A 20,075-nucleotide genomic window follows, 5' to 3' on the forward strand; every position below is an offset into this window, starting at 1 on the left:
CTGCGTATCTAGCGGCGCATGTGGATTAGCGCAAAGCCTTCACCCAGCCGTTCGTGCTGAGCTTGTCGAAGCACCGTCCTTCTTTCAGCAACGTGACAAGAAAAACGGCCCTTCGACAAGCTCAGGGCGAACGGCGTTCTAAAATGTGTCCGGCGTCACGCCACCCGGCGGCTGAACTCGCTCGCGGCCTTTTCGAGCGACTGGAGCCGGTCGCCCATCTTGGCGAACTCGCTGCTCAGCGTGCTGATCTCGCCCGCGACCATGCCCGAATCGTTGCGGATGCTGGCGATCGTCGACGACATCGAGTCGGCGGCGAGCGCGGTTTCGTCGACCGCGGCGGTGATCGAGGTGACCGTCTGCGCCTGTGCGTCCATCGCATCGCGGATACGCTGGGCCGAGGTCTGGACCTCGACGATCGTCGCCTGGATCGACTGGTTCGCCGACACCGATCCGCGCGTCGCCTGCTGGATCGCCGTGATCTTGCCCGCGATGTCGTCGGTCGCGCGCGCGGTTTCGTTGGCGAGGCTTTTCACTTCCTGCGCGACCACGGCAAAACCGCGGCCGGACTCGCCCGCGCGCGCCGCCTCGATCGTGGCGTTGAGCGCGAGGAGGTTGGTCTGCCCCGCGATCTCGCGGATCAGGCCCAAGATGGACTCGATCGATTCGGCGTGCCGCGACAAGGCTTCGGACATGGCGACCGCTTCGCCCGCCTGTTCCGATGCGCGGGTCGCGACGCTGGCCGAGGCTTCGACCTCGCTGCGCGCATCCTCGATCGCGCGGATCAGCCCGGCGGCGGTCGAGGCCGCCTCGCGCATCGCCATCGCCGATTGCTCGGACGCGGCGGCGACTTCGCTCGTCTTGGCGATCATGCCCTTCGCCGCCTGGTCGGCCGAGGCCGCCTGCTTCGCGAGCTGCTGGCGCGCGGTGTCGGTGTCCTGCACCAGCGAGGCGATCGAGCGGTCGAAATCGCCCGCGAGCGTCTGCCGCTCGCCCGAGATGACCGCGCGGTCCAGCTTTTCGGCATAGCGCTGCATGATGTCATATTCGAGCAGGCCGAGCCGGTTGACCGCACTGGCCAGCCGGACGATGCGGTTCGCATCGTTCGCGCACGCCGCGACGACATATTCGAGCGTCAGCCGCTGGCTTTCGGCCATGCACGACATCACCGACGCGAGCGGCAGCTTGACGCGCCGCGCCATATGCGTGTTCTGGCAAGCGATCGTCGCGACTTCCTGCCCGGCGGGATCGCCATATTTGAGCGCGGTGTGGCGCGCGCTGCCACGGACATAGGATTCGTAGAGCTCGCCCTCGACCGGGCGGTCGACCGAGGGAAGCGCGTTGAAGGCGTCCCAATAGGCGCGCGCGATTTCCTCCTCGTGCCCGGCGATGATCGCCTGGATTTCGGTCGAATGCGCGACAAGCTGCCCGTCGAGATCGTAAAAGGGAAAGCGATCCGCCATCAGAACCGGATCGATCTGCTGCTTATGAATGGGATTTTCCTTCACCATGATCCGTTTCCCCGATCCCCAAAAACCGCGACTCGCACGACACACAGCTCTGCGGCTGCCATGACTTTCGAAACTTGCCGGTCAGATATGAAAGGACATTGGTAAAAGCGCCGTTAACCAGCTGTGCCGATTGTGCCGGGAAAGCGCGGCTCCCCGGCAGGGCGCGCCGCCCGAACTTCCTCTTTGTGGCTTCGTGTCTTTGTGCGAAAACAAGATAATCGCAGGACGACACAAAGAAAGCCGAGACGCACAGGCGAGGCCGCGCGTCCGGCGCCCGATATGGAGAGCGACCATGATCATCGGCACCCCCAGGGAAATCAAGAATCACGAATATCGCGTCGGCCTGACCCCCGAAAGCGCGCGCGAACTCGTCGTGCACGGGCACCGCGTCCTCGTCGAGACCGGCGCGGGCGAGGGGATCGGCGCGCATGACCGCTTCTACGAACAGGCGGGTGCCGAGATCGTCGGAACGCCCGCCGAAATCTTCGCCACCTGCGAGATGGTGGTGAAGGTCAAGGAACCGCAGCCGGCCGAGCGCGCGATGCTGCGTCCGGGGCAGATCCTCTACACCTATCTTCACCTTGCCCCCGATCCCGACCAGACGCGCGACCTGATGAAATCGGGCGCGGTGTGCATCGCCTATGAGACCGTCACCAGCCCGCACGGCGGCCTGCCGCTGCTGAAGCCGATGAGTCAGGTCGCGGGGCGCATGTCGATCCAGGCCGGCGCGACCGCGCTCGAAAAGGCGCACGGCGGCCGCGGCGTGCTGCTCGGCGGCGTGCCGGGGGTGGCGCCGGGCAAGATCTGCATCATCGGCGGCGGCGTCGTCGGCTTCAACGCGGCGCAGATGGCGGCGGGGCTCGGTGCCGACGTCACCATCCTCGACCGCGATCCCGAAGTGCTCGAACGCGTCGGCACCTTTTTCGAGGCGCGGGCGAAGACGCGCTTCTCGAACCGTGCCAATCTGGCCGAATGCGTGGCGGAGGCCGATCTCGTCATCGGCGCGGTGCTGATCCCCGGCGCCGAAGCGCCGAAGCTGGTGACGCGTGACATGCTGGGGACGATGCGTCCGGGTTCGGTGCTCGTCGACGTCGCGATCGACCAGGGCGGCTGTTTCGAGACCAGCCACGCGACGACGCACGCCGATCCGACCTATGTGGTCGACGGCATCGTCCATTATGCGGTCGCCAACATGCCGGGCGCGGTCGCGCGCACCAGCACCTATGCGCTCAACAACGTCACTCTGCCGCACGCGCTCCGCATCGCCGATTTGGGCTGGAAAGAAGCTTTGCGACGCGACGTGCATCTTGCGCAGGGTTTGAACGTTTGGGATGGTAAGGTGACCTTCGAGGCCGTAGCCGAGGCGGTCGGAACCGATTATGTGCCTGTCGGCCAGGCGCTTGCCTGAGGAACGAGAAGAGAGACGATGACGAATCAGGACCAGCCTCCCCACGACGAAGAGGAAAATGAAGTCATCCGCGCCGCGCGCGAGTTGCAGGCGCAGAAGGAAGCCGCCGAGGCCACCGAAGCGGCCGACAAGGACGCGGCGGCGAAGGATGACAGAAAGCGCGGCTGGAAGACGGCCGCCGCTGCGGGGATCGGGATTGGATCCGCCGCGGTGCTCGCGGCGCTGCTCTACGCGAACCGCGACAAGATCAAGTAAATGGGGTCCTTCCCGGCGCGTCGCGGCGGGGAGGGGGCGAAGCGCCGCCTTTGATCGGGATCAATGTCCTCTCCTCGTCGCCGCGCCATGATATGGCGAACGAACAGAAACGGGAGCTGGAAGATGTCGAAACCGAATGCCGATCGTGCCGCCGCGGGCCGGGCGCCTATCCACGTCGACGTGCTGATCGCCGGCGCGGGGATTTCGGGCATCGGCTCCGCCTATCATCTCCAGCAGCAATGCCCCGGCAAGAGCTATGCGATCCTCGAGGCGAAGGAGACGTTCGGCGGGACGTGGGACACGCATAAATATCCCGGCGTGCGCTCGGACTCGGATCTCTACACCTTCGGCTACCGCTTCAAGCCCTGGGTCGGCGCCCCGATCGCGAGCGGGGCCGAGATCCTCAAATATATGGGCGAGGTGATCGAGGAAAACGACATCGGCGCCCATATCCATTACGGGCACCGCATCACCGCCTGCCGCTGGTCGAGCGCCGACAATCTCTGGACCGTCGAGGCGGTTCGCGCCGCGGACGGCGCCACCGCTGTCTTCACCGCCGGCTTCCTCTGGATGTGTCAGGGCTATTACGACCATGAAACGCCCTACATCCCCGACTGGCCGGGGCTTGCCGACTATCGGGGCCGGTTCGTCCACGCCCAGCTCTGGGACCCGTCGACCGATTATGCGGGCAAGCGCATCCTCGTGATCGGGTCGGGCGCCACTGCCGCGACCGTCGTTCCCGCCTTCGCGGAAAAGGCCGCGCATGTGACGATGCTCCAGCGCTCGCCCACCTATTTCTTCTGCAGCGAGAACAAGAACGAACTGGCCGACCGGTTGCGCGAGGTCGGGATCGACGAGCCGACGGTCCACCGCGTCGTGCGCGCGCAGATCATGCACGACCAGGACCAGATGACGCGGCGCTGCCAGACCGAACCCGATACGGTGTTCGAGGAGCTGAAGGAGCTGATCCGCGCCTTCTCCGGCGACCCGAACTTCGCATTCGAGCCGCATTTCACGCCCCGCTACCGCCCATGGCAGCAGCGGCTGGCCTTCTGCCCCGAAGGCGACATCTTCAAGGCGGCGGTGCAGGGCAAGCTCAGCGTCGTCACCGACACCATCGATCGCTTCACCGAAAAGGGGGTCCGCACCGCCAACGGCGAGGAGATCGAGGCGGACATCATCGTCGCGGCGACCGGGTTCAACCTGTCGGTGATGGGCGGCATTCCCTTCAGCGTCGACGGCGCGCCCGTCGACTGGGCGGATACCGTCACTTATCGCGGGATGATGATGACCGGCGTCCCGAACCTCGCCTGGGTCATGGGCTATTTCCGCGCGAGCTGGACGCTGCGCGTCGATATGGTGGGTGATTTCGTCTGCAATCTTCTGGGTCATATGGACGACATCGGCGCGAACAAGGTCGAGGTCGCGCTGCGGCCGGAGGATGCCGGCATGGCGATCCTGCCGTGGATCGAGGCCGACAATTTCAATCCGGGCTATCTGATGCGCGGCCTCGATGCGATGCCGCGCCGCGGCGACAAGCCCGAATGGCGGCATAATCAGGATTATTGGGCCGAAAAGGACGCCTTCCCGCTGATCGACCTGAGAGGCGCGGAATTCGTCTACGATGGCCAGCGTTCGTCGCCGGAACTGGCAAGCGCCGTCGCGGCCGAATAGCGGGCGCTCAGGCCCGGAGGCGGCTTGTCCCCACCTCGTCGCGGCGCAGGGTCAGGACTTCGACGCCGGTGCCGGTGACCGCGACCGTATGCTCGAACTGGGCCGACAGCTTGCGGTCGTCGGTCACGACCGTCCAGCCGTCCTCTTCGGTCGAAACCTTGCGGCTGCCCTGATTGAGCATCGGCTCGATCGTGAAGACCATGCCTTGGCGCAGCCGCATCCCGGTCCCGCGGCGCCCGAAATGGAGCACCGACGGCTCCTCGTGCATCTCGCGGCCGATGCCGTGCCCGCAATAGTCGCGCACGACCGAATAGCCGTTCCGCTTCGCGTGGCGCTCGATCGCGAAGCCGATATCGCCGAGATGCGCGCCGGGGCGCACCTGCGCGATGCCCTGCCACATCGCTTCCTCGGTCACCTTGACCAGCCGCCGCGCGGCGGGCGCGACCGCGCCGACGAGATAGGTCTTGCTCGAATCGGCGATGAAGCCGCTCTTTTCGAGCGTGATGTCGAGGTTGATGATGTCGCCATCGCGGATGATCGCGTCGGCGTCGGGGACGCCGTGGCAGACGACATGGTTGATCGAGCAGTTGAGGACATATTTAAAGCCGTACTGCCCCTTGCTCGCCGGCCGCGCGGCGAGGTCGACGGTGATGAAGCGCTCGACCAGATCGTTGACCTCCATCGTCGAGCGGCCGGCAAGGTCGAGCCCGTCGAGCATCTCGAACACCGACGCGAGCAAGCGGCCCGACTGGCGCATCAGCGCGATTTCGTCGGGGGTCTTGACCATCTCAGGCCGCCGCCCGGTCCGTGAGGCGGACGTTCGCCGCGGCGAGCTGCATCTGGACGATTTCGTTGAACGGCAGCGCCGGATTGGCCTCGGCGAGCATGCCGATCTTCATCCAATATTCGGCCTGCGCGTTGATCGACCGGCACATCACGGTGCTGGCGCGGCGCGCTTCCTCGTGCAGTTCGTCGTCGATTTTCACGATGCCCATGATTGCTCCTCGAAGGCAGGCGTATACGAATCGTATATGATTCGTATATCGGTGCGTCAATCGCCGTTCATGACCCTTCCTCGCCATTCCGGACTAAGTCCGGGACGCGGAAGCAGGTCGAGGAACAAGGGCTGCGGTCTATAGCGCGGGCTATCGGCTGGAATGGGGTAGGGAGCGGCCCCTTCCTAACTTTCGTCATTCCCGCGAAAGCGGGAACCCAGAGCGTGCGTCGGCTAACCCCACACTGGGTTCCCGCTTTCGCGGGAATGACGATGTTATGAGATGCTGCGCGCGACTTTCAGACTCTCGTCATCCCGGACTTGATCCGGGATCCATTCAACCGGCGCTGAGAGAATGGATCCCGGATCAAGTCCGGGATGACGATGTAAGATAGGCCGGCTTCCGGTCGTTTGCAGACCGTCAGCCGCAACCCAGCCAAAATCTTCCACTGTGACCATCCGGGCATTTTCCGCCTGCGATCACGATACCCCCGGATGAAGCCCCCGTGACGAAAGGGGCAATGAAGCAAGCTGGCCCGCTCCCCGCCCGCAGGGCCATCGCCGCCGCTTCCCGTCTAAACCGACATCATCATGCGCTAAGCAATTGCATATCGCGGCGGGAAGGCTTAACCGGCCCCCATCGACCGACAGAGTCACGAAACGGGGCTGATATGGCTGGCAAGGAAACGAGCGGGCGACCGCTTTCACCGCATCTGCAGGTGTATAAATGGGCGCCTTCGATGGCGGTCTCGATTTTCCACCGCATCACGGGCGACGGGCTCGCGATCGTCGGGGCGCTGATGTTCCTCTGGTGGCTCGGCGCGCTCGCCGCGGGCCCCGAGGCCTATGCCGCTTTCGTCGCCTGCGTCTGGAAAGATCCGAGCCCCGAAATCAGCGCGCTGCATCAGGTGACCAACATCCTCGGCAAGGTGGTGCTGGTCGGCCTGACCTGGGCCTTCTTCCAGCATCTCTTCTCGGGCCTCCGCCATTTCGTGCTCGATACCGGCGCGGGCTATGAGCTCAGGACCAACCGGCTCTGGTCGATCCTCGTTTTCGTCGGCGCGATCCTCGCGACCGCCGCCGTCTGGCTCTACATCGCGCAGGAGGCGCTCAATGGGTAACGGTACGCGCCTCGGCCGCGTGCGCGGGCTCGGCCCGTCACATCACGGCACCGGCCACTGGCTGCAGCAGCGCCTGACCGCGCTCGGCAACCTCCTGCTCGTCACCTGGTTCTTCGTCTCGCTGATCCGCCTGCCGCTCGGCGATCATGGCGCGGTCTATCGCTGGGCGTCGAACCCGATGGTCGCGCTTGCGCTGATCCTGCTCGTCATCAGCGTCTTCTGGCATTTCCGCCTCGGCCTTCAGGTGATGATCGAGGATTATGTCCACGGCGAAGCGACCAAGCTGCTGTCGCTCGTCATCCTGAATTTCTACGCGATCGGCGGCGCCGCTTTCGGTATCTTCGCCATTGTCCGCATCGCGCTTGCGCCCGCCGCCGGGCTCGCTCCGGGGGGCATGTGACATGACCGAAGCCTATAAGATCATCGACCACACGTACGACACCGTCGTCGTCGGCGCCGGCGGTTCGGGCCTCCGCGCCACCATGGGCAGCGCCGAGGCGGGGCTCAAGACTGCCTGCATCACCAAGGTGTTCCCGACCCGCAGCCACACCGTCGCGGCGCAGGGCGGCATCGCCGCCAGCCTCGGCAACAACACGCCCGACCATTGGCAATGGCATATGTACGACACCGTCAAGGGCTCCGACTGGCTCGGCGACCAGGACGCGATCGAATATATGGTGCGCGAGGCGCCCGCCGCGGTCTACGAACTCGAACATGCCGGCGTGCCGTTCAGCCGCAACGCCAACGGCACCATCTATCAGCGCCCGTTCGGCGGCCATATGCAGAATATGGGCGAAGGCCCGCCGGTGCAGCGCACCTGCGCCGCGGCCGACCGCACCGGCCACGCGATGCTCCATGCGCTCTATCAGCAGTCGCTGAAATATGACGCGGACTTCTTCATCGAATATTTCGCGCTCGATCTGATCATGGAAGACGGCGTGTGCCGCGGCGTGATCGCGCTGTGCATGGAGGACGGCAGCATCCACCGCTTCCGCAGCCAGGCGGTCGTGCTCGCGACCGGCGGCTATGGCCGCTGCTATTTCACCGCCACCTCGGCGCACACCTGCACCGGCGACGGCGGCGGCATGGTGCTGCGCGCCGGCCTGCCGCTCCAGGACATGGAATTCGTCCAGTTCCACCCGACCGGCATCTATGGCGCGGGCGTCCTCATCACCGAGGGCGCGCGTGGCGAGGGCGGCTACCTCACCAACTCCGAGGGCGAGCGCTTCATGGAACGCTATGCCCCGTCGGCGAAGGATTTGGCGTCGCGCGACGTCGTGTCGCGTTCGATGGCGCTCGAAATCCGCGAGGGCCGCGGCGTCGGTCCGCACAAGGACCATATCTATCTCCACCTCGACCATATCGATCCGGCGGTGCTCCACGAACGGCTTCCGGGGATTACCGAGAGCGGCAAGATTTTCGCGGGCGTCGACCTGACGCGCCAGCCGCTCCCCGTGGTGCCGACCGTCCATTACAATATGGGCGGCATCCCCTGTAACTATCATGGCGAGGTCGTCACGCTGAAGGACGGCGATCCCGATGCGGTCGTCCCCGGCCTGTTCGCGGTCGGCGAGGCCGCCTGCGTGTCGGTCCACGGCGCGAACCGCCTCGGCTCGAACAGCCTGATCGACCTTGTGGTGTTCGGCCGCGCGACCGGCCATCGCCTGAAGGAACTGGTGACTCCCGGCGCCGCGCAGGCGCCGCTGCCGAAGGACAGCGCCGACCTCGCGCTTGGTCGTCTCGATCATTTCCGCAATGCGAACGGCGGTTCGCCGACCGCCGAGGTCCGCATCGAAATGCAGCGCGCGATGTCGCAGCACGCGGCGGTGTTCCGCACCGACGAACTGATGGCCGAGGGCAAGGAAAAGCTCGCCAAGACCTACGAGCGGATGAACGACATCCATGTCACCGACCGCAGCCTGATCTGGAACACCGACCTCATCGAAACGCTCGAGCTCGACAATCTGATCGCGCAGGCGACGGTGACGATGCATTCGGCGTTCAACCGCAAGGAAAGCCGCGGCGCCCACGCGCACGAGGATTTCCCGAACCGCGACGACAAGACGTGGATGAAGCACACGATCAGCTGGTTCGACGGCTGGGGCGGCAAGGGCGGCACCGTCCGCCTCGATTACCGCCCGGTCCACGAATATACGCTGTCGGACGACGCGGAATATATCAAGCCGAAGGCGCGGGTGTATTGATCGCGGGCCTCGGCGTGCGCCGAGGCGATTCTATTCGCTGCGGCCGAAGATGCTCTTCACCGGATCGAGGTCTGTGAAGGGCTTGTCGACGTCCTGGCCCATCAGCCACAATTTGTGGCAGGCGATGGTGAAGAACATGATCGCGATCGTCCAGACGATGATCGTCTTGATGACCTTCCAGCGCTTGGCCTCATAGGCCGCAAGCGCGCGGGCCTTGTGATCGATGCCGAGCTCACCCTCGAACTCGGCGACGAGCTGTGCGCGGCGGGTGCGCGAAATATTCGCGAGACTCGCGGCTTGCCCATCATTGTTCGGCCGGCGCGTTGCCATCGTCAGTACCTGCGGTCCCTACAGTCCTGCATCCGGCCATAAGGCCCAGCCCCTGATAAAGGGTTAATTCGCTGCTGGGAATGCGATCAGTCGAGCGCAACGCCGATCAGCTTGATCCGCGCCGTCGCGCCGCGCAGCAGCGTCAGATCGCGGCGCGGCCGGCCGAGCGCGGCGGCGAGCAGCGCGATCACCGCCTCGTTCGCCGCGCCGTCGGCAGGCGGCGCGGTGACGCGGAGCTGCACGCCGCCATCGACAATCTTCACTTCGTCGCGGCTGGCGCCCGGCGTGACGCGCACCTCGACCCGGCCCGACGCCGCGAGGTCGCGCAGCGCCGCGGTCAGCGCGGGATCGGGCCGGTATTTCAGGGGGTGACGACGAGTTTGCCGACGGCGCTGCGGTCGCCGAGCTTGGCGATGGCCTGACCGCCGTCGGCGAGAGCATAGGTGCCGGTGACGCGCGGCTTGATCTTGCCCTGTTCCCAAAGCTGGAACAGCCGCGCGATGTTGGCGCGGTTGCGCTCGGGCTCGCGCATCACGAACGCCCCCCAGAACACGCCCGCAACGTCACAGCTCTTGAGCAGCGTCAGGTTGAGCGGCAGCCGCGGAATGCCCGCGGGGAAGCCGACCACCAGATAGCGCCCCTCCCACGCGATCGAACGCAGCGCCGGCTCGGCATAGTCGCCGCCCACCGCATCGTAGATGACGTTGGCGCCGTTCGGGCCAACCGCTTCCTTGAACCGGTTCGCAAGCGCCTTCGACTGGTCCTTGTCGAACGGCTGGCGGCCATAGACGACGACTTCGTCGGCGCCGGCCTCGCGCGCGATCGCGGCCTTTTCCTCGCTCGACACCCCGGCCACGACGCGCGCGCCGAACGCCTTGCCGAGCTCGACCGCGGCGATCCCGACCCCGCCCGACGCGCCGAGCACGAGCAACGTGTCGCCCTCGGCGATATGCCCGCGATCGACGAGCGCGTGGATGCTGGTGCCATAGGTCATGAGCAGCGAGGCACCCTCGGCGAAATCATGCCCCTCGGGCAGGTGATAGACATTGTGGACACCGACCGCGACCGCCTCGGCCATGCCGCCGTTGCCGCAGCCCGCGATCACCCGGTCGCCGACCTTGAACCCGGTCACGCCCTCGCCGATCTCGGCGACCAGTCCCGCGACCTCGCCGCCCGGCGCGAACGGGCGCTCGGGACGGAACTGATATTTATCCTCGATGATCAGCACGTCGGGGAAGTTCACCGCGCAGGCTTTCACATCGATCACGATCTGGCCCTTGCCCGCGGTGGGGCGCGGCAGCTCGCCTAGGGTCAGCGTTTCCGGGCCGCCGGTGGCGGTCGACAAGAGAGCCTTCATCTTCCTTCTCCTTTTTGTTGTGGCGGCACCGGCCCGCTCCCCCACCCGGCCTCCCCAACGATAGCAACCTATGGGAGGCCGGTGGGGGAGCGGGCCGGTGCCGCTAATTCATGAGACGGCGACCGGGCGCATCCATGGACGGTCGGCGTCGAGCTTGGCTTCATAGGCGCCGATCGCCGCGTCGCTCTTTTCGGTCAGCGAAATCTCGTCGAGCCCTTCGAGCAGGCACATCTTGCGGAAGGGGTCGATCTCGAAGGTGAAGCGGTCCTGAAAGGGCGTCGTCACCGTCTGGGTGTCGAGGTCGACATGGACGGGATCGGTCGCCGCGACCTCCATCAGCCGGTCGATCGCGGCCTGCGGCAGCACGACGGGGAGAATGCCGTTCTTGACCGCATTGCCCGAGAAGATGTCGGAGTAGGACGGCGCGATGACGACGCGGATGCCGAGGTCGCCGAGCGCCCATGCCGCATGTTCGCGGCTCGACCCGCAGCCGAAATTGTCGCCCGCGATCAGGATCGGCGCGCCCTTATATTCGGCGCTGTCGAACAGATTGTCGGGGTCGACGCGCAGGCTCTCGAACGCGCCGCGCCCCATGCCTTCGCGCGTCGTCGTCTTCAGCCAGTGCGCCGGGATGATGACGTCGGTGTCGACATTCTTGAGCCCGAACGGGATCGCGCGGCCTTCGACCTTTTCCAGCGGGGTCATGCCATCAGCTCCCTGACGTCGGTGAGCCGGCCGGTCACCGCCGCCGCCGCCGCCATGGCGGGCGAAACGAGGTGGGTGCGGCTGCCGGGGCCCTGGCGGCCGACGAAATTGCGGTTGCTCGTACTCGCGCAGCGTTCGCCCGCGGGCACCTTGTCGGGGTTCATCGCGAGGCAGGCCGAGCAGCCCGGCTCGCGCCATTCGAGCCCCGCGTCGGTGAAGATGCGGTCGAGCCCCTCGGCTTCGGCCTGCGCCTTCACGAGGCCCGAGCCGGGGACGACGATCGCCCAGCGGACATTGTCGGCCTTCCTGCGGCCTTTGACGATCGCGGCGGCGGCGCGCATGTCTTCGATGCGGCTGTTGGTGCAACTGCCGATGAAGATATTTTCGATGGGCACATCCTGCATCCGCGTGCCGGGTTCGAGCCCCATATAGGCGAGGCTCTTGGCGGCGGCGGCCTGCTTCGAGGGATCGGCGAAGCTCGCGGGATCGGGCACGACGCCGGTGATCGGCACGACATCCTCGGGGCTGGTGCCCCAGGTGACGCTCGGCGCGATGTCGGTGGCGTCGATGACGACGGTCTTGTCGTAAGTCGCGCCCGGATCGGTCGCGAGGCTTTTCCAGTAAGCGACTGCGGCGTCCCAGTCGGCGCCCTTCGGCGCATAGGGGCGACCCTTCAGATAGGCGAAGGTCGTTTCGTCGGGCGCGATCAGTCCGGCGCGCGCGCCGCCCTCGATCGCCATGTTGCTGACGGTCAACCGGCCCTCGATCGACAGCGCGCGGATCGCGCTGCCGGTATATTCGATGACATGGCCGGTGCCGCCCGCGGCGCCGATCGTGCCGGTGATGTAAAGGATGATGTCCTTCGCGGTGACGCCGGGGCCGACCTCGCCCTCGACGCGCACCTCCATGGTCTTCGACGGCTGGAGCAACAGCGTCTGCGTCGCGAGCACATGCTCGACCTCGCTCGTCCCGATGCCGAAGGCGAGCGCGCCGATGCCGCCGTGGCAGGCGGTGTGGCTGTCGCCGCAGACGATCGTCGTGCCGGGCAGCGAGAAACCCTGCTCGGGCCCGACGACATGGACGATGCCCTGTTCGGGCGCGGCCGCGTCGATATAGCGGATGCCATATTCGGGCGCATTCTTCTCCAGCGCCGCGAGCTGCGCCGCGCTTTCGGGGTCGGCGATCGGCAGCTTGTTGCCGGCCGCGTCGAGCCGCGCCGTCGTCGGCACATTATGGTCGGGCACCGCGAGCGTCAGGTCGGGACGGCGCACCGTGCGCCCGCTCGCGCGAAGCCCCGCAAACGCCTGCGGGCTGGTGACTTCATGGACGAGATGGCGGTCGATGAAGATCAGAGCGGTACCGTCGGGGCGCTGTTCGACGACATGCGCGTCCCAGATTTTCTCATAAAGGGTGCGGGGCCGAGTCATGCGGGTTCACTTAGATCAGCCGCACAACTTTGCAAGTCGGTGGCGAAGAAAAACGCAATTTTCGGTCGTGTTTGCTTCCCCCTTCTTCGTCATGCCGGACTTGATCCGGCATCCCGCTTTTGCAGCGGTGATAAGCGGGACCCCGGATCAAGTCCGGAGTGACGAGGAGATGATGGCGCGACTGCTGTGACCGGCCTATAATCCGCCCATGTCCACCCCTGCCATCCTCGCCCTCATCCTCGCCACCGTGGCGGCGATGGAGGGCGTCGCCTGGGCGAGCCACAAATATATCATGCACGGCTTCGGCTGGGCGTGGCACCGCGACCATCACGAGCCGCATGACGGGATGCTGGAAAAGAACGACCTGTTCGCGCTCGTTGGCGCCGCGATGAGCATAGCGATGTTTGCAGCCGGCAGCCCGATGATCCGCGGCGCCGCGGCGTGGGAGCCGGGGACGTGGATCGGGCTCGGTATCCTCCTTTACGGGATCATCTACACGCTGGTCCACGACGGGCTCGTCCACCAGCGCTGGTTCCGCTGGGTGCCGCGGCGCGGCTACGCCAAGCGGCTGGTGCAGGCGCACAAGCTCCACCATGCGACGCTCGGCAAGGAAGGCGGGGTCAGCTTCGGCTTCGTGCTCGCGCGCGATCCGGCGAAGCTGAAGGCCGAGCTGAGGGCGCAGCGCGAAGCGGGGATCGCGGTGGTGCGCGAGGCGCTGACGGAATAGATCGCGATCGGGTTAGCCTGAAACACTACCTTCCTTATCCTGTCATCCCGGCTTTCGCCGGGATGACGATTTAGTCAAAAATGATCATGTTCTGGCTCCGCTCGAAACGACGCAGAGACAGAATAGCTAGGCGGTCCGGTAATCCGCGGTAACCATCCCCGCCGCCGCCAGTTCCGCCTCGTGGCTTTCCTCGCGCCAGCTTTCGGCGAGCGCCTGCCGCTCCCATTCGATCATCGCCGGATGCGCCAGAATATGGTCGACCCACGCCTGCCCGCCGCCGACGTCGAGGCCATAGGTGCGGATGCGAAAGGCGACCGGGGCGAAGAAGGCGTCGACCGCCGAGAAATCCGCGCCCGCGAGCCACGGCCCGCCGAACGTCGCGAGGCCCTGTTCGAACAATTCGCGGACGCGCGCGACATTGGCGGTGAGGGCGTCGGACATCGGTTTCGGCGTCACCCGCACCCCGACGTTCATCGTGCAGTCGCCTCGCAGCGCCGAAAAGCCGCTGTGCATCTCGGCGGCCGCGCATTGCGCCCAGGCACGCGCGTCGGGATCGGCGGGCCAGATGCCCTCGTGCCGATCCGCCAGATAGAGGGTGATGCCCAGCGAGTCGTAGATCGTGCGCCCCTCGTGGCGCAGCGCCGGAACCTGCCCGGTCGGCGAAAAGCCTCGGAAGGCATCGTAATTGACCGGCGCGGCGAAGGGCTCGATCCGGTCTTCGAACGCGATGCCGAGAGCGCGCATCAGCACCCACGGCCGCAGCGACCAGCTCGAATAATTGCGGTTGGCGGTGATCAGCTCATACATGCCTTGGCTCCTCTGCGGCGATTGGGATGAGCCGTTCCGCCCTATCCCTTGGTGGGCTGGGCGACAGCGGCAGTTCGCGCCGCCCCGCCCGGCGCCGCGGGCAATTTGCTCAGGTCGAGCCAGCCCGCATCGGGGCGCCCGTGATAGCTGTCGATCGCCGCGAAGGGGATGCGGAAGGGAAATCCCCAGTCGCTGTTCCACAGCGCGACGACGCCGGTCCGCGTCGCCGGTTCGAAAATCATCGTCGCGCGATAGCCCGCCACCGCGCCCGAATGGCCTTCGAGCCGCAGGCCGTCATAGGTGAAGTTCCGCCAGCCCATCCCATAGGAGGCATTGCTGATTGCCTGCCGCAGCGTGCCGCCATAGAGCCGCCCCGTGCCGACACGCGGGCGGTGAGCGATTTGCAGCACCGCGGCGGGCAGCACATCGGGGCGGCTGCCCATCATCGCCTGCATCCAGGTCGCGAAATCGACGATGTCGCTCTCGACCCCCGCGGCGGCGGGGACGCGCCAATAGGCTTCCTTGACCGGGCGCACGTGGGCGCCATTGTGCGGCCGCGCCCAGTCCTTGGCGCCCGTCAGCCGCTTCATCCCATAGCCCGCGCTGACCATGCCGAGCGGCAGGAAGAATCGATCCTCGACCGCGTCGGGAAAGGGTTTGCCCGCAGCCTTGGCCAATATCTCGTGCGAGGTGTCGAACGCGACATTCTGATAGGTGTGGCAGGTGCCGGGTTCGCATTGCAGCGGCGCGGCGGCGAGATTCGCGCGGAGCAGGGCAGGATCCTGACCCTCCTCCAATTTCTCGTCATAGGCGTTCTTGGTGAGCCCCGTGCGCTGCGACAGCAGCTCGGCGACCGTCACATGCGCCTCGGCGCCGCCCGGCAGGTGCAGCGACGTGCGCCAGTCGGCGACCGGGCGGTCGAGATCGACGGCGCCGTCGCTGGCGAGCGCCGCCGCCATCGCCCCCGTCGCGGTCTTGGAGACCGAGGCCCAGCGGAACAGGGTGTGCGGCGTGACCGGGGCGCCGGTCGCCTTGTCGGCGACGCCATAGGTGCGCACGAAGCTTAGTTTGCCGTTCTCGACCACCGCCACAGCGAGGCCCGCCATTTCGGGACGCTGCGCCAGCGCGGAAAGCTGGCTGTCGAGCGCGCGATAGTCGATCCGCCCGCGCCATTTGTCGGGCGTGTCGGGCAGTTCCTCGGGGGCCTTGATCGGGATCGCGACGCTGGCGAGCGGAGGACTGCTGCCGCCAAAGGCGCGCACGCCGAACCAGCCGGCCGCCACCAGCGCGGCGGCGGCCAGAAAAACGAAAACCCGCTTCATCGACTCGTTATGGGATCGCGACCTCATATTGGGCCGTGGTCTTAGCGGCGACTTCCTCCGCCGTCACCCCCGGCGCGAGTTCGATCAGCCGGAACCGGCTGGCGTGATCGTCGCGCTTGAACACCGCAAGGTCGGTGATGATCATGTCGACGACATTCTTGCCGGTCAGCGGCAGGGTGCACGCCGGGATGAATTTCGCGCCGCCGTCCTTGGCGGTGTGTTCCATCACGACGATGATCTTCTTGACCCCCGCGACGAGATCCATCGCGCCGCCCATGCCCTTGATCATCTTGCCGGGCACCATCCAGTTGGCGAGATCGCCGTTTTCGGCGACTTCCATGCCCCCCAGCACGGCGAGGTCGATATGGCCGCCGCGGATCATCGCAAAGCTCTGCTCCGACCCGAAATAGGCGGTCTGCGGCAGCTCGCTGATCGTCTGCTTACCTGCGTTGATCAGGTCGGGGTCCTCGTCGCCCTCGAAAGGAAAGGGGCCGATGCCGAGCATCCCGTTCTCCGACTGCAGCGTCACCGTCATCCCCGCGGGCACATGATTCGCGACCAGCGTCGGAATGCCGATTCCGAGGTTGACGTAATAGCCGTCCTCCAGCTCCTGCGCGGCCCGCGCCGCCATATCATCACGCGTCCAGGCCATTATTTCGGCTCCCATTGCTTGTCGGAGGGGAAGATGTCGGCAAAGCCGCCGCGAATCGACGGGCCGTAAACCGGGTTTGAGAGCAGGAACCAGCCATGCCCCCACAGCTCGGCGATCGGGCCGCTGGTCGCCAGCGTCTTACGATCGGCAACCGACAGACCGTGCGCGTTGAACGCCTGCGCGAAATCGCCGAGCTGGTCGCCGCCCATCGCGATCACGCAATACCGCGAGGCGATCAGCGCGCGGCGTCCGTCCTTGCTCGCGCCGTCGGGGGTGTCGCCCATCAGGAACAGAGTCTCGCCATGCTTATATTCGCCGAGTCCGGCGGCGCGCAGCGTGTCTTCGGTGCCCTTGGCATTGGCGGTGGTGCGGTTGGTGTTGACGATCACCGTCACCCCTGCGCCGCGCATGATGTTCACCGCGTCGATCACCCCGGGCATCGCCACCGCCTTGCCCGCGCCGGTCTTTTCCCACTGGTCCCAGACCGCGGGGTCGAAATCCTTGTGCTGCTCGGCCATGTAGCGCATCGCGCCGATGTTCCAGATCAGCGTCTCGTCGGCATCGAACACCGCCGCGAGCGGCTTTTGCCCGCAATCGTCGAAGCGTGGCGCGGCGGGCGTCGATCCCTCCGCGAGCACGACCTGCTTGTGCGGCGCGGCCGAGATGGCGACCGCGCGCACATAGGACACAAGTGAGCGATAAACCTGCACCGACGCGACCGCACTCTCGGCCGAGCCGTAGAGCCATTGCTGGCCCGTAGGCGGTGACGTCGGCGTCGGTTTTTCGCCGACCTGCGAGGCGATGACGTCGGCGCTCAGCGGCTTCGGAGAGGTCTGCGCCGTGGTCGAGGCGCAGCCCGCGAGCAGCAGGCCGGCGGCGAAGGCAAGGCCGCGCATCATGCCGCTTCCCGCGGACGCACGGTGCGGAATTCGATCTTCTTGTCGTAGGGGGCGCCGACGATCATGCGCTTCACATAGACACCGGGCAGGTGGATGCAGTCTGGGTCAAGGCTGCCGGTCGGCACGATCTCCTCGACCTCCGCAACGCAGATCTTCGCAGCGGTCGCCATCGGCTGGTTGAAGTTGCGGGCGGTTTTGCGGAAGATCAGGTTGCCGCTTTCGTCGGCTTTCCATCCCTTGATGATCGCGAGGTCGGCGAAGATGCCGCGTTCGAGGATATAATCCTGCCCGTCGAAGCTCTTCACTTCCTTCCCTTCAGCGACGAGGGTGCCGACGCCGGTCCTCGTATAGAAACCCGCTATGCCCGCGCCGCCGGCGCGGCAGCGTTCGGCGAGCGTGCCCTGCGGGCAGAATTCGACCTCCAGCTCGCCCGCCAGATATTGCCGCTCGAACTCCTTGTTCTCGCCGACATAGGAGGAGATCATTTTTTTGATCTGTCTGGTGCGGAGCAGCTTGCCGAGCCCTTCGCCGTCGATCCCGGCATTGTTGCTCGCGATCGTCAGCTCCTTGACCCCGGAATCGCGAACCGCGTCGATCAGCCGTTCGGGGATGCCGCACAGACCGAAGCCGCCCGCACAGATATGCATTCCGTCGAAAAGCAGTCCGTCGAGCGCGGCAGCGGCGTCGGAATAGCGCTTGTTCCCCATGAAACAGCCTCCTTGGTAAGTGATCGCGCGCGACATTGGCGCATCTGACATATCAATTCTAATCATAGTGATTTTAGCTTATTGATAAGCAATGTCGATCAATAGAATTGCCTTCTATCATCTCGAAACCCTGCTCTGGATCGACCGGCTCGGCACCTTCTCGGCCGCCGCCGAGCGGCTCAACACCACCCAGCCCGCGGTGTCGGCCCGGATGCGCGAGCTCGAGCAGCGGCTCGGCTCGGCGCTGTTCCGTCGCGACGGGCGCACCATGTCGCTGACCCCGGCGGGCCGCAAGCTGGTGCGCGACTGCGCGCCGCTGCTCCGCGACATGGAACGCGCGCTGCTCGGCAGCGGCGGTTTTGCCGAGGCGAGCGGGGTGGTGCGGATCGGCGCGGGCGAGATCGCGGCGGCAAGCTGCCTGCCGCCCTTCGTCGCGGCGCTGAAGGAGGAGATGCCGGGCGTCGGCCTCGAAATCGAGATCGACCTGACCGCGAACCTGATTCAGCAATTGCTCACCGGCCGCACCGACATGGCCTTCGCCGCGGGACCGGTCGCGCACCCGGCGCTGATGTCGCGTCCGATCGGCAAGGTGGCGCTGGTGTGGCTTGCCAGCCCGGACGTCGCGGCGGCCTTCGGCGTGGGCGGCGAGGCGCCGCCCGTGCCGGTCTGGTCGCTCGCCAGCCATTCGCCGATCCACGGCCGGATGCGCGATGCGATCGACGCTTCGCGCATAGCGCCGCGCTCGCTCAACCTCTGCAACAACGCTCGGATGATGATCGACATCGCGCTGGCGGGCGGCGGCGTCGGCATCTTCCCCGAGCCGATGGTGCGCGGCGAGGTCGCGCGCGGCGCGCTCGTCGAACTCGCCGGAATGCCGCCGCCGGCGCCGGTCGAGTTCCACGTCGCGATGCGCGTCGCCGATACCGAGCCGGTGCTGGTCCGCATCTTCGAGCAGGCCGCGCGCCTGCGCATCGCGCCGGTTCTTGACGCCGGTCAATGAACCGTCGCGCCTCGTGGTGCATTATCCTGCATATCGGACGGCCAAAGGAGGCTCCCATGCGCTCGATACTTGTTCATGCCGACAATGATTCCGCCTGCGAAGACCGGCTGCAGGTCGCGCTCGATCTTGCGCGCCGCTTTCAGGGTCATGCGACCTTGCTGATCGCGACGCCGCTCCAGCAATTCGTCAGTTTCGACCCGTTCGGCGGCACCTATTTCGCCGCCGAGGCGCTCGCCGCGGCGCAGGCCGACGACATCGCGCTCGAAAGCCGGCTCGCCGACCGGCTCGCGGGCGAGGATGTGCCGTGGGACATCGCGATGGCCGATGGCGATATCGTCGGCGCGCTCGCCGGGGCGGCGACCTTCGCCGATCTGACGGTGGTCAGCCTGCCGCCCGCGAAGGAGGAACGGCGCGGCAGCCCGCCGCCGATGCTCGCGGGTGATCTTGCCGTGACCGCGACGACGCCGGTGCTGGCGCTGCCGCACGGGGTGAAGGCGTTCGACGCCGATACCCCGGCGATGGTTGCGTGGAACGGCAGCGCGCAGGCGGCGCACGCGCTACGCGCTGCGATCCCGCTGCTCGGCGGCCGGCCGGTGGTTCTCGTCACCGTCGGTGATGAAGAGGGCGACGTCCCTGCCACCGATGCGCTCCGCTATCTGTCGCGCCACGACATCCACGCCGAACTGAAGGCGGTCGCGCGCGATGGCGACACGGTCGAGGAGCGGCTCGAAAAGGAAGCGCTGGCGCTGGGCGCGGGGCTGATCGTGATGGGCGCCTTCGGCCGCAGCCGGCTGCGCGAGACGATCTTCGGCGGTGTGACGCGCTATCTGCTGACCAGCGGCCGGGTGCCGCTCTTGCTGGCGCATTAGGCCTGAAGCGAAAACCGTGTGTCCCCGCGAAGGCGGGGACCCATCATCCGCCGGCTCCTTCTTGCACAAACCGGAGATGGGCTCCCGCCTTCGCGGGAGCACGGGGGCT

Annotated in this window: 22 protein-coding genes; 9 read left to right on the plus strand and 13 right to left on the minus strand. The window is 66.4% G+C overall.

Annotated features, from left to right (window positions below; all coding sequences use genetic code 11):
• Positions 1-155 precede the first annotated feature (155 nt).
• Positions 156-1,508 carry a methyl-accepting chemotaxis protein gene (locus tag ACVENA_RS02015; protein ID WP_449327415.1) on the minus strand — a complete coding sequence of 451 codons (1,353 nt, stop codon included), beginning with the start codon at positions 1,506-1,508 and terminating at the stop codon, positions 156-158.
• A 292-nt stretch (positions 1,509-1,800) separates the two neighbouring features.
• Between ACVENA_RS02015 and ald the strand changes: the two genes are divergently transcribed.
• The 3 genes from ald to ACVENA_RS02030 all read left to right on the plus strand — a co-directional run bounded on the left by ald (position 1,801) and on the right by ACVENA_RS02030 (position 4,845).
• Positions 1,801-2,916 carry an alanine dehydrogenase gene (gene ald / locus ACVENA_RS02020; protein ID WP_257547886.1) on the plus strand — a complete coding sequence of 372 codons (1,116 nt, stop codon included), beginning with the start codon at positions 1,801-1,803 and terminating at the stop codon, positions 2,914-2,916.
• Positions 2,917-2,934: 18 nt separating this feature from the next.
• The gene (locus tag ACVENA_RS02025) at positions 2,935-3,171 is read left to right on the plus strand and encodes a hypothetical protein (RefSeq protein ID WP_257547887.1); all 237 of its coding nucleotides are present in this window, start codon (positions 2,935-2,937) and stop codon (positions 3,169-3,171) included.
• Positions 3,172-3,294: 123 nt separating this feature from the next.
• Positions 3,295-4,845 carry a flavin-containing monooxygenase gene (locus ACVENA_RS02030; RefSeq protein WP_449327416.1) on the plus strand — a complete coding sequence of 517 codons (1,551 nt, stop codon included), beginning with the start codon at positions 3,295-3,297 and terminating at the stop codon, positions 4,843-4,845.
• A gap of 7 nt (positions 4,846-4,852) precedes the next feature.
• Here ACVENA_RS02030 and map read toward each other — a convergent pair whose 3' ends face one another.
• Positions 4,853-5,632 carry a type I methionyl aminopeptidase gene (gene map / locus ACVENA_RS02035; protein ID WP_449327417.1) on the minus strand — a complete coding sequence of 260 codons (780 nt, stop codon included), beginning with the start codon at positions 5,630-5,632 and terminating at the stop codon, positions 4,853-4,855.
• 1 nt (position 5,633) lies between these two features.
• Positions 5,634-5,840 carry a ParD-like family protein gene (locus ACVENA_RS02040; RefSeq protein WP_449327418.1) on the minus strand — a complete coding sequence of 69 codons (207 nt, stop codon included), beginning with the start codon at positions 5,838-5,840 and terminating at the stop codon, positions 5,634-5,636.
• A gap of 670 nt (positions 5,841-6,510) precedes the next feature.
• On the opposite strand from ACVENA_RS02040, the gene sdhC reads away from it, so the two are divergent.
• Genes sdhC through sdhA form a run of 3 tightly spaced genes read left to right on the plus strand, consistent with a single transcriptional unit; the run spans position 6,511 to position 9,164 of the window.
• Complete coding sequence (gene sdhC, locus ACVENA_RS02045) at positions 6,511-6,960, plus strand: succinate dehydrogenase, cytochrome b556 subunit (protein WP_257547891.1); 450 nt, start codon at positions 6,511-6,513, stop codon at positions 6,958-6,960.
• On the plus strand, positions 6,953-7,360 hold the full coding sequence (sdhD, locus tag ACVENA_RS02050; protein ID WP_257547892.1) for a succinate dehydrogenase, hydrophobic membrane anchor protein: 408 nt from the start codon (positions 6,953-6,955) through the stop codon (positions 7,358-7,360). The genes sdhC and sdhD overlap by 8 nt, the downstream gene beginning before the upstream one ends.
• 1 nt (position 7,361) lies before the next feature.
• Positions 7,362-9,164: a succinate dehydrogenase flavoprotein subunit gene (gene sdhA, locus ACVENA_RS02055; RefSeq protein WP_257547893.1), complete on the plus strand. Its 1,803-nt coding sequence runs from the start codon at positions 7,362-7,364 to the stop codon at positions 9,162-9,164.
• Between the two features lie 30 nt (positions 9,165-9,194).
• On the opposite strand, the gene ACVENA_RS02060 is transcribed toward sdhA, so the two are convergent.
• The 5 genes from ACVENA_RS02060 to leuC all read right to left on the minus strand — a co-directional run bounded on the left by ACVENA_RS02060 (position 9,195) and on the right by leuC (position 12,983).
• Entirely contained in the window at positions 9,195-9,494 is a 300-nt protein-coding gene (locus ACVENA_RS02060; RefSeq protein ID WP_257547895.1) for a hypothetical protein, read from the minus strand.
• Between the two features lie 86 nt (positions 9,495-9,580).
• Complete coding sequence (locus ACVENA_RS02065; protein ID WP_306998059.1) at positions 9,581-9,790, minus strand: DUF167 domain-containing protein; 210 nt, start codon at positions 9,788-9,790, stop codon at positions 9,581-9,583.
• A gap of 65 nt (positions 9,791-9,855) precedes the next feature.
• Positions 9,856-10,851 (minus strand): NADPH:quinone oxidoreductase family protein, encoded by a 996-nt coding sequence (locus tag ACVENA_RS02070; RefSeq protein ID WP_257547897.1) that lies wholly within the window; start codon positions 10,849-10,851, stop codon positions 9,856-9,858.
• A 108-nt stretch (positions 10,852-10,959) separates the two neighbouring features.
• Positions 10,960-11,556, minus strand: coding sequence for a 3-isopropylmalate dehydratase small subunit (leuD, locus tag ACVENA_RS02075; protein WP_449327419.1), 597 nt, complete (start codon positions 11,554-11,556; stop codon positions 10,960-10,962).
• Positions 11,553-12,983 carry a 3-isopropylmalate dehydratase large subunit gene (gene leuC, locus ACVENA_RS02080; protein WP_449327420.1) on the minus strand — a complete coding sequence of 477 codons (1,431 nt, stop codon included), beginning with the start codon at positions 12,981-12,983 and terminating at the stop codon, positions 11,553-11,555. The genes leuD and leuC overlap by 4 nt, the downstream gene beginning before the upstream one ends.
• A 208-nt stretch (positions 12,984-13,191) precedes the next feature.
• Here leuC and ACVENA_RS02085 point away from each other — a divergent pair, with 208 nt between their 5' ends.
• The gene (locus ACVENA_RS02085) at positions 13,192-13,710 is read left to right on the plus strand and encodes a sterol desaturase family protein (protein ID WP_449327421.1); all 519 of its coding nucleotides are present in this window, start codon (positions 13,192-13,194) and stop codon (positions 13,708-13,710) included.
• A 126-nt stretch (positions 13,711-13,836) separates the two neighbouring features.
• Here the strand turns inward: ACVENA_RS02085 and ACVENA_RS02090 are convergent, their stop codons facing one another.
• From ACVENA_RS02090 to ACVENA_RS02110, 5 genes are read right to left on the minus strand one after another with little or no spacing between them, the layout of a single operon-like run.
• A complete protein-coding gene (locus ACVENA_RS02090) occupies positions 13,837-14,517 on the minus strand; it encodes a glutathione S-transferase N-terminal domain-containing protein (protein ID WP_449327422.1) in 681 nt (226 codons plus the stop codon).
• Positions 14,518-14,558: 41 nt separating this feature from the next.
• Positions 14,559-15,839 carry a serine hydrolase domain-containing protein gene (locus tag ACVENA_RS02095; protein WP_449327423.1) on the minus strand — a complete coding sequence of 427 codons (1,281 nt, stop codon included), beginning with the start codon at positions 15,837-15,839 and terminating at the stop codon, positions 14,559-14,561.
• A 7-nt stretch (positions 15,840-15,846) separates the two neighbouring features.
• A complete protein-coding gene (locus tag ACVENA_RS02100) occupies positions 15,847-16,491 on the minus strand; it encodes a CoA transferase subunit B (protein ID WP_449327424.1) in 645 nt (214 codons plus the stop codon).
• The gene (locus ACVENA_RS02105) at positions 16,491-17,390 is read right to left on the minus strand and encodes an HAD family acid phosphatase (RefSeq protein WP_449327425.1); all 900 of its coding nucleotides are present in this window, start codon (positions 17,388-17,390) and stop codon (positions 16,491-16,493) included. Before ACVENA_RS02105 ends, ACVENA_RS02100 begins: the two co-directional genes overlap by 1 nt.
• A complete protein-coding gene (locus ACVENA_RS02110; RefSeq protein WP_449327426.1) occupies positions 17,387-18,097 on the minus strand; it encodes a CoA transferase subunit A in 711 nt (236 codons plus the stop codon). The genes ACVENA_RS02105 and ACVENA_RS02110 overlap by 4 nt, the downstream gene beginning before the upstream one ends.
• 91 nt (positions 18,098-18,188) lie before the next feature.
• Here ACVENA_RS02110 and ACVENA_RS02115 point away from each other — a divergent pair, with 91 nt between their 5' ends.
• Positions 18,189-19,097, plus strand: a complete 909-nt coding sequence (locus ACVENA_RS02115; RefSeq protein WP_449327427.1) for a LysR family transcriptional regulator — start codon at positions 18,189-18,191, stop codon at positions 19,095-19,097.
• A gap of 56 nt (positions 19,098-19,153) precedes the next feature.
• Positions 19,154-19,966: a universal stress protein gene (locus ACVENA_RS02120; RefSeq protein ID WP_449327428.1), complete on the plus strand. Its 813-nt coding sequence runs from the start codon at positions 19,154-19,156 to the stop codon at positions 19,964-19,966.
• Positions 19,967-20,075 lie beyond the last annotated feature (109 nt).

The organism is Sphingopyxis sp. 550A, assembly GCF_053569535.1.

Bases quoted from the DNA above. Each gene is read 5' to 3' on its own strand.
- ACVENA_RS02015 (WP_449327415.1), bottom strand. From the start codon at position 1,508: ATGGTGAAGGAAAATCCCATTCATAAGCAGCAGATCGATCCGGTTCTG.
- ald (WP_257547886.1), top strand. From the start codon at position 1,801: ATGATCATCGGCACCCCCAGGGAAATCAAGAATCACGAATATCGCGTC.
- ACVENA_RS02025 (WP_257547887.1), top strand. From the start codon at position 2,935: ATGACGAATCAGGACCAGCCTCCCCACGACGAAGAGGAAAATGAAGTC.
- ACVENA_RS02030 (WP_449327416.1), top strand. From the start codon at position 3,295: ATGTCGAAACCGAATGCCGATCGTGCCGCCGCGGGCCGGGCGCCTATC.
- map (WP_449327417.1), bottom strand. From the start codon at position 5,632: ATGGTCAAGACCCCCGACGAAATCGCGCTGATGCGCCAGTCGGGCCGC.
- ACVENA_RS02040 (WP_449327418.1), bottom strand. From the start codon at position 5,840: ATGGGCATCGTGAAAATCGACGACGAACTGCACGAGGAAGCGCGCCGC.
- sdhC (WP_257547891.1), top strand. From the start codon at position 6,511: ATGGCTGGCAAGGAAACGAGCGGGCGACCGCTTTCACCGCATCTGCAG.
- sdhD (WP_257547892.1), top strand. From the start codon at position 6,953: ATGGGTAACGGTACGCGCCTCGGCCGCGTGCGCGGGCTCGGCCCGTCA.
- sdhA (WP_257547893.1), top strand. From the start codon at position 7,362: ATGACCGAAGCCTATAAGATCATCGACCACACGTACGACACCGTCGTC.
- ACVENA_RS02060 (WP_257547895.1), bottom strand. From the start codon at position 9,494: ATGGCAACGCGCCGGCCGAACAATGATGGGCAAGCCGCGAGTCTCGCG.
- ACVENA_RS02070 (WP_257547897.1), bottom strand. From the start codon at position 10,851: ATGAAGGCTCTCTTGTCGACCGCCACCGGCGGCCCGGAAACGCTGACC.
- leuD (WP_449327419.1), bottom strand. From the start codon at position 11,556: ATGACCCCGCTGGAAAAGGTCGAAGGCCGCGCGATCCCGTTCGGGCTC.
- leuC (WP_449327420.1), bottom strand. From the start codon at position 12,983: ATGACTCGGCCCCGCACCCTTTATGAGAAAATCTGGGACGCGCATGTC.
- ACVENA_RS02085 (WP_449327421.1), top strand. From the start codon at position 13,192: ATGTCCACCCCTGCCATCCTCGCCCTCATCCTCGCCACCGTGGCGGCG.
- ACVENA_RS02090 (WP_449327422.1), bottom strand. From the start codon at position 14,517: ATGTATGAGCTGATCACCGCCAACCGCAATTATTCGAGCTGGTCGCTG.
- ACVENA_RS02095 (WP_449327423.1), bottom strand. From the start codon at position 15,839: ATGAAGCGGGTTTTCGTTTTTCTGGCCGCCGCCGCGCTGGTGGCGGCC.
- ACVENA_RS02100 (WP_449327424.1), bottom strand. From the start codon at position 16,491: ATGGCCTGGACGCGTGATGATATGGCGGCGCGGGCCGCGCAGGAGCTG.
- ACVENA_RS02105 (WP_449327425.1), bottom strand. From the start codon at position 17,390: ATGATGCGCGGCCTTGCCTTCGCCGCCGGCCTGCTGCTCGCGGGCTGC.
- ACVENA_RS02110 (WP_449327426.1), bottom strand. From the start codon at position 18,097: ATGGGGAACAAGCGCTATTCCGACGCCGCTGCCGCGCTCGACGGACTG.
- ACVENA_RS02115 (WP_449327427.1), top strand. From the start codon at position 18,189: ATGTCGATCAATAGAATTGCCTTCTATCATCTCGAAACCCTGCTCTGG.
- ACVENA_RS02120 (WP_449327428.1), top strand. From the start codon at position 19,154: ATGCGCTCGATACTTGTTCATGCCGACAATGATTCCGCCTGCGAAGAC.